This is a genomic window from Microvirga sp. KLBC 81 (genome assembly GCF_003075415.1).
Classification (GTDB): Bacteria; Pseudomonadota; Alphaproteobacteria; order Rhizobiales; family Beijerinckiaceae; genus Microvirga.
Window position 1 is genome coordinate 18,188 of record NZ_QDAH01000042.1, and the last position, 12,124, is coordinate 30,311.

A 12,124-nucleotide genomic window follows, 5' to 3' on the forward strand; every position below is an offset into this window, starting at 1 on the left:
GGATTAAGACGGGACCGGCTTCAAGCGATTGAGCCCTTTCCTGTGCAAGGGTCCGGCGATTCGGACCCTTTATCCGTCTGTGGAATCCCGATGACCAGCTTTGCCGATCTCATTGTCCCGATTGCCGTTCTGGCCGTTGCCTTCGTGCTGCTTCTCGGCCTCATCAACATGCTTCGCGGCGGCAGCGCCAACCGGTCGCAGCACCTCATGAGAATGCGTGTGCTGCTTCAGTTTCTCGCCATCATCGCCATCATGGGTGTGATCTGGTGGAGAGCCGCTTAGCCTTCCCGATATTGACACTTTTTCGCCACGGTTTGTATTAAGAGAACATTAGCCATAGCGGGCGTAGCCTGATGGCCTCATTCATTGAGCGGTGGATTCTCTTAAAATGCGCGCCAGCAAAGCCCTAGGCTTGAGCCTTCTGGTCCTGCTCGCAGGATCAACAAGCCTTCTTGCTGCCGACGCCAGGAAGCCCTTCTCCACCGCCTCGACCCAGCCGAGTCTTCTCTCCGAATTCCGCATCGGCTTTTCGGCGCAGGACCCCTGGGGCCCTGAGGGTGAGGACGGATCGGCCAATCTCACCGGCGAAATTCTGCTCGCGAAGCCCTTCACAGCGTCGGATCTGTTCACGAGCTACTTCATTCCCCGTCCACATTTCGGCGGCAGCCTGAACGTCGATGGTCGGACAAGCTTCGCCTATACGGGTCTCACCTGGACGATTGACGTCACGCCTGACGTCTTCGTGGAAGGCAGTCTGGGTGGTGCCTTCCACGACGGCAAGGACAAGGTCAACGACCCCTTCTCGGACCGTCAGGCCCTGGGTTGCTCGCCCTTGTTCCGTGAATCCGGCTCCGTCGGCGTGCGTCTCTCGGCCAACTGGAGCGTGATGGCCACCATCGAGCATCTCTCTAATGCCGGGGCTTGCTCGGACAATCGGGGCTTGACGAATGTTGGCGCACGGGTTGGGTATTCGTTCTAATCGAATCCTCGAAACCCGGACCCTTCATGGTCGTTCTCAATCGCATCTACACCCGCACCGGGGATAAGGGCACGACAGCCCTGGCCGCCGGCGGACGCCGCCCCAAGCACGATCTGCGCATCGAAGCCTTCGGCACGGTGGACGAAACCAACGCCTGCATCGGTATGGTTCGCCTTCACACGAAAGAGCTGCCTATCGATGCGATGCTGAACCGGATTCAGAACGATCTCTTCGATCTCGGCGCCGATCTTGCCACTGTCGAGACCGACAAACCCCTTCCCTATGAGCCTTTGCGAATCACACAAGGTCAGGTGGACCGCCTGGAGCGGGAAATCGATGAGTTGAACGCGGATCTTGAGCCCCTTCGCTCCTTCGTCCTGCCAGGCGGCACACCGGCCGCCGCTGCCCTGCATCTCGCCCGCACCGTCTGCCGCCGGGCTGAGCGCAATGTGGTCGAGCTCATGCAGAAGCCGAACGAGAAAATATCTCCGGAGGCGGTGAAATACCTCAACCGGCTCTCCGACTTTCTTTTTGTTGCCTCACGCTACGTTAACGACAAGGGCGCCTTGGACGTCCTCTGGGTTCCGGGCCAGAACCGGTAGCGCATCATGCGGAAAAGTGGACCCGGTTTTGCGCACCCAACGATGCGCTTAGGACAAGCAACAAGCAGCGAATACTCCCAAAAGTGGATGCCACTCTTGGGTTCGATGCTATAGGAGCGGCCATGTTTCTTCCGCTTCACGACGGCGTCCCCCTCCAGCACCTGAAGACGCCGATCGTGGCGCGGTCACTGATCGTGGCCTGCACCCTCATCCATCTTGTGTTCGTTTCCGGGCCGCTGAGCCAAGACGAAATGGTGGGTGGCCTCGGCCTCATCCCCTCCGTTCTCTTCGGCTTCGAGAGCCTGCCCGAGGGCTATCCCTTCGTGCCGGTCTGGATGACGCTCGTCACCAACATCTTTCTGCACGGATCGTGGTTTCACCTGATCGGCAACATGCTGTTTCTCTGGGTGTTCGGCGACAACGTGGAAGACGCGATGGGACACTTACGCTTTCTCGTGTTCTTCGTGCTCTGCGGCGCCATAGCCAGTTTCGTGCACGCCATCGCCTCCTTCTATTTCGTGGGCACGGGCACGCCGGAGAGTTTCATGCTGCCCACGCCGCAGCGCCCCCTCATCGGCGCCTCTGGTGGCGTGGCGGGTGTGGTCGCGGCCTATGTGATCCTTTATCCGCGTGTGCGGATCTGGGCGCTCTTCCTCGGCGGAATTCCATTGCGGCTTCCGGCCTACTGGGCGATCGGCTTCTGGTTGGCCGTGCAGCTCGTCTCCGCCATTCTCGGCAGCGACGAAGGGGTGGGCTGGTTTGCCCATCTTGGCGGGTTCGTCACGGGCGCTATTCTCATCCCCCTCATGCGCCACCGCTACGATCCGGTTCTGGCTCGCGCCGCGGCGCAAGAATTGCAGACGCCGCGTTGACTTTCGAAGGCTGAAGGCTAGCGCATCGTGCGGACCCGGAGGGCCGCGTCAGCGAAAAGTGGATCCGGTTTTCCGCTAAGAACGATGCGCTGTTTAAAATGGGCATCGGATTGATCCCAAAAGTGGATTCCACTTTTGGGTCCGATGCTCTAGGGTCCCATCCGCCTTTTTCCTATCTGTCCGGAGAGCTTGTCATGGGCCATATCCGGACCTGACCTTCAATTGAGGACAGACGAATGAAGCTTCTTGTGTGCGTGAAGCGGGTTGTTGATTTCAACGTGAAGATCCGCGTGAAGCCGGACGGCTCCGGCGTGGACCTCGCCAACGTCAAGATGTCGATGAACCCCTTCGACGAGATCGCCGTCGAGGAGGCCGTGCGCCTCAAAGAGCAGGGCAAGGCCACCGAGATCGTCGCCGTCTCCATCGGCCCGAGCCAAGCGGCCGAGACCATCCGCACCGCGCTGGCCATGGGCGCCGATCGCGGCATCCTGGTGAAGACCGACGCCGCCATCGAGCCGCTTTCCGTCGCCAAGATCCTCAAGGGCGTGATCGCGCAGGAACAGCCCGATCTCGTGATCATGGGCAAGCAGGCCATCGACGACGATTCCAACCAGACCGGCCAGATGCTCGCCGCGCTCTTGGGCTGGCCGCAGGGCACCTTCGCCTACAAGGTGAATGTCGGCGAGGGCTCGGTCGACGTGACCCGCGAGGTCGATGGCGGCCTGCAGACGGTGGGCCTGAAGCTGCCCGCCATCGTCACCACGGACCTGCGCCTCAACGAGCCGCGCTATGCCTCGCTCCCCAACATCATGAAGGCCAAGAAGAAGCCGCTCGACGAGACGAGCCCTGAGGCGCTCGGCATCGACGTGGCCCCGCGCCTGAAGGTGCTCAAGACCGCCGAGCCCGGCGGCCGCAAGGCCGGCGTGAAGGTCGGCTCCGTGGCCGAACTAGTGCAGAAGCTGAAGACCGAAGCCGGCGTGCTCTAAGGGAGAACAAGAACAATGACCACGTTGCTGATTGCCGAGCACGACAACGCTCACCTCAAGGACGCGACCCACAAGGCGCTCTCGGCCTCCACGGCTTTGGGCGCGCCGGTGCACGTGCTGGTCGCCGGCGCCAATGCCCGTGCGGCGGCGGAAGCCGCCGCGAAGCTCGCAGGCGTGGAGAAGGTGCTGCTCGCAGATAGCCCCGCTTACGAGCATCACCTCGCCGAGCCGACCGCGGCGCTGATCGTGTCGCTCGCGGGCTCCTATGACGCCCTGGTGGCGCCCTCGACCTCGAACGGCAAGAACATCATGCCGCGGGTGGCGGCGCTCCTCGACGTGATGCAGGTTTCCGACATCACCAAGGTGGTGGCGCCCGATACCTTCGAGCGGCCGATCTATGCGGGCAACGCCATCCAGACCGTGCAGGCCACCGACGCCAAGAAGGTGATCACCGTGCGCACCGCCGCCTTCCCGGCAGCGGGCGAAGGGGGCTCGGCCCCCATCGAGACGGTGAATGCCGCCGCCGATCCGGCCGTGTCGAGCTTCAAGGGCGAGGAGATCGCCCAGTCCGACCGGCCCGAGCTGACCTCGGCCCGGATCATCATCTCCGGCGGTCGTTCGCTGGGTTCGGCCGAGAACTTCAAGACCTACATCGAGCCGATCGCCGACAAGCTCGGCGCCGCCATGGGCGCCTCGCGCGCCGCGGTGGATGCGGGCTATGCGCCCAACGACTGGCAGGTGGGCCAGACCGGCAAGGTGGTGGCGCCCGACCTCTACATTGCGGTCGGGATTTCAGGGGCCATTCAGCATCTGGCTGGTATGAAGGATTCCAAGGTGATCGTGGCGATCAACAAGGACGAGGAGGCGCCGATCTTCCAGGTGGCCGATTACGGCCTTGTCGGCGATCTCTTCCAGATCCTTCCTGAACTGAAGGATGAGTTGACCAAAGCCGGTTAATCGGTCCAGGAATAAGTACGATGATTGCGATCCGGGCGGGAAGGCTCGCCCGGACACTTTGGGAATGGATGGCAGGCAAAGTCAGATGGGCATTGAGATCAAAACGGTTGGCGTGATCGGCGCGGGGCAGATGGGCAGCGGCATTGCTCATGTCTGTTCGCTCGCGGGCTTCAGCGTCCGGCTCAACGATCTCTCGGAGGAACGCATTAATGCGGGTCTCGCCACCATCACCGGCAACATGGCCCGCCAGGTCGCCAAGGGTGCCATCACCGATGCCGACCGTCAGGCTGCGCTCGAACGCATCAAGCCTGCGCTCGGTTATGACGACCTGTCTGCCTGCGACATCGTGATCGAGGCCGCCACCGAGAACGAGGAGGTGAAGCGCAAGATCTTCACCAATCTCTGCCCCTCCCTGCGCCCGGATGCGATGGTCGCGACAAACACGTCCTCGATCTCCATCACCCGCCTTGCCGCATCCACGGACCGGCCGGAAAAGTTCATCGGCATCCACTTCATGAACCCGGTGCCGGTGATGCAGCTCGTGGAGCTGATCCGCGGTATCGCAACTGATGACCCCACCTACGAATCCGCCAAGGAATTCATCGGCAAGCTCGGCAAGACCGCGACAGCCTCGGAAGATTTCCCGGCCTTCATCGTCAACCGTATCCTGCTGCCGATGATCAACGAGGCGATCTACACGCTCTACGAGGGCGTGGGCTCGGTAGATGCCATCGATACGGCCATGCGCCTTGGCGCGAACCACCCCATGGGCCCGTTGCAGCTCGCCGACTTCATCGGCCTCGATACCTGCCTGTCGATCATGCAGGTGCTCTACGAAGGCTTGGCCGATTCCAAGTATCGCCCCTGCCCGCTTCTCGTAAAATACGTCGAGGCCGGCTGGCTCGGCCGCAAGACCAAGCGCGGCTTCTACGATTATCGCGGCGAGCACCCGGTTCCGACCCGCTAAAGGGCCTTGCCTGAAAGGTTGTTCACCGAAATCAGGCCAAGTGCGTCACAAACGTCCCGCGTGCGCGCTTCACAACAGCGTCACAATGTCTATAGTCTAAATAGACGGGACTACTCTTCTTGAAGAGGAGGTGATGTGACGATCCACGTCCAACCTGTTGTGAGGCCGGAGGCCTGTCCGGCCCTTGTTCTCAACGCCGATTACCGGCCCTTGAGCTATTATCCCTTGTCCATCTGGTGTTGGCAGGATGCGATCAAGGCGGTGTTCCTGGATCGGGTCAACATCGTCTCCGAATACGATAAGGTCGTGCGAAGTCCGAGCTTCGAAGTCCGCCTCCCCTCAGTCATCTCTCTCAAGACCTACGTTCAGCCCTCGCGACACCCCGCCTTTACCCGCTTCAACGTTTTCCTGCGCGACCGTTTCAGCTGCCAATATTGCGGCGCTCGCGATGATCTGACCTTCGACCATGTCATCCCCCGCTCCAAGGGCGGACAAACCACCTGGGAAAACGTCGTCGCCGCCTGTGCTCCCTGTAATCTGAAAAAAGGGGACAAGATGCCCCGCGAAGTGGAGATGTGGCCTCGCCAGCACCCCTTCGCCCCCACCGTCCACGATCTGCACTCGAACGGACGGCTCTTCCCGCCGAACTACCTTCACGAAAGCTGGATGGACTATCTCTACTGGGACAGCGAGCTGGAACCTTAAGAAGCTCTCACCGCCCGATCGCAATTCCCTTATCCGCCGCGGCCTTGGCCGCGAAAGCCGCCAAGCCAAGCGAGATCAGCACGTTCCATCCGGCCAGTGACAGCCCGAGAAACCGCCATGCGGCCTCGGTGCAGCTCACCACGCGCGTGTTCTGCAGCTGATTGAGGAAATCACTCACATTGCCCGCGCCTGCCCCGGCCCCGCCGCCGCAATCGCTGGGCCCTGCGAAGAAGCCCCACTCGACGCCCGAATGATAGGCGCCAAGCCCCGCGCTCACGAGGAAGACGAGAGCGACGAGCCACAGGCCCAGGCGCGTCCAGCGCGGCGCCAGAAAGGCCGCCACGAGCCCCAGTGGCATGGCGATGTAATAGGGATTGCGCTGAATGAGGCACAGCTTGCAGGGCACGTAACCGAAGACGTGCTCGAATACGAGCGCGCCGCCGATGGTGGCCGCAGCGCCGAGGACGATCGCGAGAGCGGCTTGGCGCATGTTAAGGCGAAGAAGGCTCATCGCCGAACCCCTTTAGAACAGATAGCGGAAGGCCACGAAGCCGCCGATGAGGGCAACGATGGCCAGAGTCGCCACCACATTGAAGTTGTTGTCGATGATCGACTTGATGCGCGGCCCGAACTTGCTCATCAGCAGGGCAATCATATAGAAGCGCGCGCCGCGGGTCAGGACCGAGAGCAGGATGAACCAGCCAAGGTGGTAGCCCGCAAAGCCGGACGTGATCGTCACGAGCTTGTAGGGAATGGGCGTGAGGCCCTTCAGCAGGATCACCCAGTGGCCGTAGGTGGCATAGGCGTGGCGGAACGTCTCCGCGCCCTCCGTGAGGCCATAGAGCTGGAAAAGCCAGGCTCCGATGGAATCGTAGAGAGCCAGACCGATCACGTAGCCCAGGATGCCGCCCAGGACCGAGGTGATCGTGCAGATCAGCGCATAGAACCAGGCGCGGTCGGGCCGCGCCAGCATCATGGGCACGAGCATCACGTCCGGCGGAACGGGAAAGAACGAGCTTTCCGCAAAGGATACGGCCGCCAGCGCGTAGGGGGCCGAAGGCCGGGCCGCGAGGGAAAGGGTCCAGTCGTAGAGGCGTCTGAGCATGGGATCCCAGCAATTTCATGGGCAACAGGGCTGCGCGCTAAGGCCTCTTTGAGCACAAGCCGGCCGGAATAGCGAGAGGCAAGCCTTGCGGCGTGGCTTCACATCTCACTGATTGACCGGGCTTCATCCCTCGTGGTACTTCGCAGGTCCTTGCCCCTGTGGCGGAATTGGTAGACGCGCTCGACTCAAAATCGAGTTCCGCAAGGAGTGCTGGTTCGATCCCGGCCAGGGGCACCATATCGAAATTGGCTATTTTAAAAATAGTTCAAGTCCGCGTCGGATAAAGGGTTGGCGCTGGCTCTAGATTTCAGTGCATGCACTACACCCAATTCAAGCCTTGATGCCTGAAATTAGATAAGCACAATAGCATAAACGGCTCTAGAACAACATGGACACAACCCTTGAAGCACTATGGAGAACAGGCAAAAAGCCTTTTGAGCTGACGCTTCATGCGGACGACCTATTACCTATAAAGCAATTACAAGAAGCGTTATCTGAAATTGTAGGCATCCTTAAGAAAATATATTCTAATCAGGCTATGAACTATTTTGATGATTGGCATGAACATGATGGCTATGTGACTTCCAGTTCTCCTACAACATGGGAAGAGCTTGAAAGAATAATATCTTCCGAAGAAATTTTATATGCCGAGCGAAACGGCGATACTTATGTTAATAGCGCTTATTATCCAGCATCCTGCGATTTTTTACTCAGATTTGAAATATTAGATGAAGATGATGATAAGAATTATCCTGGGAAGTGGGGCGAGTTCGATATCACAAGCTCACCCGCAATAATTAAATTAATCCAATCTCACTTAACTGCGCCTGCTGTTGAGAAACTGACCACCAGCTTAGCTACAGATTATTTTCAGAAAAGATATGCGGGCTGAACAATTGTAATTGCTCGAATCCGGTTCGAGGTCATTCCGCTTGAGCACACTATTCTAATGTTATTGCTGAATTTGGCCTCTCTTGTCGGGCCTCTTTATATTTGGCCTCCTATGTCGGCATATGGCAATGTTGTCGTATAACGTATGCTTTGTGGAGATCGACAGGAAGACATAGGACACGGCACCTGAGCCGAATAACCTGCTCTAACCCTAAGTTTCATATGGCCCCGCCGCTGGTGAAGCGACATCCTTTCTGACAGAAGGGAGGGCCGTCATGCGACCAGCAGTCATTGCCGCAATCACTGTGTCGATGGTGAGCGGGTTCGGAGTTTGGGCCCAGCAGGGCGATCCGATCCGGCAGCGCCAAGAGTTGATGAAAAGCAATCAGGAGCAGGTGCGCCTGTTAAGCGGGATGTCCCGAGGACAGGTTCCGTTTAACGCGACGCAAGCCCGGGCCGCTCTCCAAAGGATTGAGCAGAACGCTCAGCAGATCCCGATGCTGTTCCCGGCGAACTCGCAGCAGGGCAAGACCGATGCCCTCCCGGTCATCTGGGAGCGAAAAGCCGACTTCGACGCCCGTGCGACCAAGCTCGAACAGGATGCCAAGGCGGCTCAGACCGCCATCACGGATCAGACCAGCCTGCAGGGTGCGATCCAGAGGGTCGGCCAGAACTGTGGCGGCTGTCATGAGACCTATCGCAAGAAGGAAACCTGATTAGGCAGCTGGGGGCTGAAGAGACAGAGTGCTTTCGCCGGGAGGGGCGCCATGCGACATCCCAATATGTTGTGGCCGCTCCCCGTTCTCGTCACGGGACTTCTGACCCTTACCCCTGCTTGGCACCGCGCTCCGACCGAGGTTGATCTCGCTCTTGTCCTAGCCGTCGATGTTTCCCCCTCCATGGACTCGGACGAGCAGGTCCTCCAGAGGCAGGGCTATGTCGAAGCGTTCCGCTCCCCCTTGATCCATCAGGCAATTCGCACCGGCATGCTCGGGCGCATCGCGGTGACCTACGTGGAATGGGCGGGAGCTCATCCGCACTTCCAGAGGGTTGTCGTGCCGTGGGTCGTCCTGGACGATCCCAAGGACAGCATCTCCTTCGCCGACCGGCTCGCCCACACCCCTATTAACCGTGCGGCAGGCACCTCGATCTCACAGGCCATCGACTTCAGCATGGCCCTGCTTTCATCCGGTCACTTTCGGGCCGCACGGCAGGTGATCGACATCTCGGGGGATGGCTCGAATAACCAGGGACGCCTCGTGACGGAGGCTCGCGACGATGCCATTGCGCGAGGTGTCACCATCAATGGCCTCCCCATCCTGCTCAAGACCCCTGATCGGCGGGAAAATGCGGCGATAGACGCATATTATCGCGACTGCGTGATTGGAGGCTCAGGCGCTTTCATAATCCCGGTCCGCGAACGCAAGCGGCTACTAACCGAGACCAGGAACAAGATTGTTCGCGAGATCGCAGGTATGGAGATGCCCAACTCGCCGGTTCAGCCTGTACGGGAACAACCGCGAACCGACTGCGACACCAGTGACAGTCTCTGGGATGAGCTGGCCCCTGAGCCTCACCCACCCGTAACCGGCATCGGACAGGAATTGTAGGTGAGCGTTACGCTTGCGCTCATGAGTAGCGGGGCCGCATTCGTGATGCGTCTTGCAGCCTCGTTCCAAATACCCGCGAAGAGGCGATGTTAGCGTTCTCTAACCCGACCCTCTGGCCGCAAGACGCTACGGCTCGTCCTCGACGACAGGTTCACCGGACGTATCCTCTATCGGTCCTTCCTCTTCGTTCCTGTGCACTTTCGGATGACTCTTCGCAGGTGACGAAGGACCGGCTCCTGCTCGATGCGCCGCGGCGATGTCCGCTTCCGCCCGTCGCTTTGCCTCAGCCGCATCGAGTTCCTGCTTCGTGCGTACATAATCGACCGCGGTAGCGTTTTTTTCCGATGCCGCGCCCTCTTGCGGTTTCGTGTCCTGAGATTTCTTCGCCATGGGAGAACCTCCGAGCCGGACAGGAGGCCACGAACCGCCTTCTATCCAAATGTTCGCGTCATTCTCGAAGTTCGTTGCATACCCGGCTCCCCTGTTTGGAAGCCTCATGAAACAAACATGCAGGACCCGCATGCGTTCCGCATGCTGTGCGAGCCTTCGCCGAGGCAGCACAAGGCATTGCGACGCTGAGGCGAGTTCAACCGGACCGCGGTACAAAGCGTGGCATTTCATATCCCATGGCGGCGTGCTCAGGCTCGACCTCAATAGCAGCGTCCAGATTGAGGATGAGGAGCTGAGCCCTGACCAGATCATTACCGGGCCGCCTGGTTTAGCTGGCACTACGCCGGCTGACGGTATAGAGGGCAACGAGGATAGCCCTGTTAACTCGCCTTCGGCGAGAATCCGGACCTCATTCTCTGAGGTGAGGCCCCGATCATCATCTCTGGCTCGAAGCACGTCTGCTTTTGAGCCCACCGGAATCAGCGGCGGGCTCCTATCCGAAAAACCCAATTCGTTCTGAGACTGAGAGTGCCCCGAGCGAACGGCCTAGAACTGTTGAGCTACCCCTTTTGCACCTTTGCCAAATCGGGAACCTTTGGCGCAAATGATCCCCGTCGAACGGCCAAGCCCCTGACTCCTGCTAGCATCAAGACCAAGAAGCAGGCTGCAGGGATGCCGCAAGAATCAATCACCTTGTTACAAGGGGCATTACCATGAACCAAGAAGTCGAATATGTCGCTCGCGCCCTCTATGAAGCCGAGGACGATGCCTTGATTTGGGAAGCCGAGCCCGAAATCCTGAAGGAGGAATTCCGCCGTTATGCCCGCGCAGCCATTGCGATGCTGCCCCGGCAAGAACCGGAAGCCCGGAAGGTGCACAAGCACGAGTTCCCGTACGCAGCCTGATTTTTCGAGATAAGCAAAAATTCTCGCTGCCATAGAAGAACGCCCGTGACGACATCCCGCCACGGGCGCTGCTGTATCAACCCTTTCGAAAGACGTCAGCCGCGACGCTCGGTACCGTCACAATCCGGTGGGTCTTGGGCTCCACGATCACCACCTGATCGCGGACGATTCATTGCGGCATTCAGGGAATCCTTGCAGGATCCGAATGACTGACAACGATGCGCTCATTGAAAGAAAGCATCGGACCCAAAAGGTGCATTCCACTCTTGGGCCCGATGCTTAGAACGGTGAGATTCCGTATTTGATGTTCGCGTAAAGAATAACGCCGCCCACGCAAGCGAGCAGCAACAAGCCGAGAAACAATGCAACGAGGAATCCGGGATCAAGAAAGATCCGGAAATCATTGATCAAAGGATTGCGCGGATCGGGATTGAAAGACGGCTTCGGCAAGACTGAGCTCGACAGTTCTGGAAAAGCGTCGGAATAACGGCTTCACGCAGGCTCTGTTCCTGCAAAGGGGCTGGGAATCTTTGCAAACTCAACCCATGCTCAGGCTTTCGTTTCCTGCGCCGCCAGATGGCTGAACGCTGCAACCACGCTCTCGTAAACACCACGCTTGAAGGGAATGATCAGTTCCGGCAGACGATGCATGTCTTCCCAGCGCCACTCGTCGAATTCCGGCTTGTGATGACCACCGCCGGGCTGAGTGATGTTGATCTCGCTGTCGTTGCCTTCGAACCGAAAAGCGAACCATTTCTGGATCTGTCCCCGATAGCGGCCACGCCAAGCGCGACCTGCCACTATGGAGGGCAGATCGTAGGAGTACCATTCAGGCGCTTCCGCCAAGAGGCTGACGGAGCGCACGCTGGTTTCTTCGTACAACTCGCGCAGGGCTGCCCGATAAGGATCCTCGCCGGGATCGATCCCGCCTTGAGGCATCTGCCACGCATAGCCATTGGCAACATGATCGCCAGAATCGGAGTGACGGCGTCCGATGAAAACCTGGCCCTGCTTGTTCAGCAGCATGACGCCGACGCAGGAGCGATAGGGCAATTCCTTCCTGCTCTGCGGGCTTTTGGCGTTTCTCATCAGACACTCACTCCCTTGCCTCGCCCCCACGTTTGCCGATCATCTGGAATATCGCCGGCTTTTGTC

The 12,124-nt window shown here is 59.3% G+C and carries 16 protein-coding genes and 1 tRNA gene; 13 read left to right on the top strand and 4 right to left on the bottom strand.

The window, feature by feature from the left end; genetic code table 11:
* Window positions 1-90 precede the first annotated feature (90 nt).
* From DC522_RS21530 to DC522_RS21565, 8 genes are all read left to right on the top strand, one after another.
* Window positions 91-282 (top strand): twin transmembrane helix small protein, encoded by a 192-nt coding sequence (locus DC522_RS21530; RefSeq protein ID WP_116530682.1) that lies wholly within the window; start codon window positions 91-93, stop codon window positions 280-282.
* A gap of 106 nt (window positions 283-388) precedes the next feature.
* Complete coding sequence (locus tag DC522_RS21535) at window positions 389-979, top strand: acyloxyacyl hydrolase (RefSeq protein ID WP_116530683.1); 591 nt, start codon at window positions 389-391, stop codon at window positions 977-979.
* Between the two features lie 26 nt (window positions 980-1,005).
* A complete protein-coding gene (locus tag DC522_RS21540; RefSeq protein WP_116530684.1) occupies window positions 1,006-1,581 on the top strand; it encodes a cob(I)yrinic acid a,c-diamide adenosyltransferase in 576 nt (191 codons plus the stop codon).
* Window positions 1,582-1,703: 122 nt separating this feature from the next.
* Window positions 1,704-2,453 carry a rhomboid family intramembrane serine protease gene (locus DC522_RS21545; RefSeq protein WP_116530685.1) on the top strand — a complete coding sequence of 250 codons (750 nt, stop codon included), beginning with the start codon at window positions 1,704-1,706 and terminating at the stop codon, window positions 2,451-2,453.
* A 236-nt stretch (window positions 2,454-2,689) separates the two neighbouring features.
* On the top strand, window positions 2,690-3,439 hold the full coding sequence (locus DC522_RS21550) for an electron transfer flavoprotein subunit beta/FixA family protein (RefSeq protein ID WP_116530686.1): 750 nt from the start codon (window positions 2,690-2,692) through the stop codon (window positions 3,437-3,439).
* 15 nt (window positions 3,440-3,454) lie between these two features.
* A complete protein-coding gene (locus tag DC522_RS21555; RefSeq protein WP_116530687.1) occupies window positions 3,455-4,396 on the top strand; it encodes an electron transfer flavoprotein subunit alpha/FixB family protein in 942 nt (313 codons plus the stop codon).
* Window positions 4,397-4,481: 85 nt separating this feature from the next.
* Complete coding sequence (locus DC522_RS21560; RefSeq protein ID WP_116530688.1) at window positions 4,482-5,363, top strand: 3-hydroxybutyryl-CoA dehydrogenase; 882 nt, start codon at window positions 4,482-4,484, stop codon at window positions 5,361-5,363.
* Between the two features lie 135 nt (window positions 5,364-5,498).
* Window positions 5,499-6,068 carry an HNH endonuclease gene (locus DC522_RS21565; protein ID WP_116530689.1) on the top strand — a complete coding sequence of 190 codons (570 nt, stop codon included), beginning with the start codon at window positions 5,499-5,501 and terminating at the stop codon, window positions 6,066-6,068.
* A 7-nt stretch (window positions 6,069-6,075) separates the two neighbouring features.
* Here the strand turns inward: DC522_RS21565 and DC522_RS21570 are convergent, their stop codons facing one another.
* Complete coding sequence (locus tag DC522_RS21570) at window positions 6,076-6,579, bottom strand: disulfide bond formation protein B (RefSeq protein WP_116530690.1); 504 nt, start codon at window positions 6,577-6,579, stop codon at window positions 6,076-6,078.
* Window positions 6,580-6,591: 12 nt separating this feature from the next.
* Window positions 6,592-7,173 (bottom strand): YqaA family protein, encoded by a 582-nt coding sequence (locus DC522_RS21575; protein ID WP_116530691.1) that lies wholly within the window; start codon window positions 7,171-7,173, stop codon window positions 6,592-6,594.
* A gap of 152 nt (window positions 7,174-7,325) precedes the next feature.
* Here DC522_RS21575 and DC522_RS21580 point away from each other — a divergent pair.
* The 4 genes from DC522_RS21580 (at window position 7,326) to DC522_RS21590 (ending at window position 9,674) form a co-directional block, all read left to right on the top strand.
* Window positions 7,326-7,410: transfer RNA gene (locus DC522_RS21580), tRNA-Leu, on the top strand.
* A 151-nt stretch (window positions 7,411-7,561) separates the two neighbouring features.
* Window positions 7,562-8,065 (top strand): hypothetical protein, encoded by a 504-nt coding sequence (locus tag DC522_RS34340; RefSeq protein WP_133239336.1) that lies wholly within the window; start codon window positions 7,562-7,564, stop codon window positions 8,063-8,065.
* A gap of 274 nt (window positions 8,066-8,339) precedes the next feature.
* Window positions 8,340-8,780: a cytochrome c gene (locus tag DC522_RS21585; protein WP_116530692.1), complete on the top strand. Its 441-nt coding sequence runs from the start codon at window positions 8,340-8,342 to the stop codon at window positions 8,778-8,780.
* A gap of 51 nt (window positions 8,781-8,831) precedes the next feature.
* Window positions 8,832-9,674, top strand: coding sequence for a DUF1194 domain-containing protein (locus DC522_RS21590; RefSeq protein ID WP_116530693.1), 843 nt, complete (start codon window positions 8,832-8,834; stop codon window positions 9,672-9,674).
* A 126-nt stretch (window positions 9,675-9,800) separates the two neighbouring features.
* Here DC522_RS21590 and DC522_RS21595 read toward each other — a convergent pair whose 3' ends face one another.
* Window positions 9,801-10,064, bottom strand: a complete 264-nt coding sequence (locus tag DC522_RS21595; protein ID WP_116530694.1) for a hypothetical protein — start codon at window positions 10,062-10,064, stop codon at window positions 9,801-9,803.
* Between the two features lie 713 nt (window positions 10,065-10,777).
* On the opposite strand from DC522_RS21595, the gene DC522_RS21600 reads away from it, so the two are divergent.
* Complete coding sequence (locus tag DC522_RS21600) at window positions 10,778-10,969, top strand: hypothetical protein (RefSeq protein ID WP_116530695.1); 192 nt, start codon at window positions 10,778-10,780, stop codon at window positions 10,967-10,969.
* A gap of 549 nt (window positions 10,970-11,518) precedes the next feature.
* Here DC522_RS21600 and DC522_RS21605 read toward each other — a convergent pair.
* Window positions 11,519-12,058: an RNA pyrophosphohydrolase gene (locus DC522_RS21605; RefSeq protein WP_116530696.1), complete on the bottom strand. Its 540-nt coding sequence runs from the start codon at window positions 12,056-12,058 to the stop codon at window positions 11,519-11,521.
* Window positions 12,059-12,124: the final 66 nt, after the last annotated feature.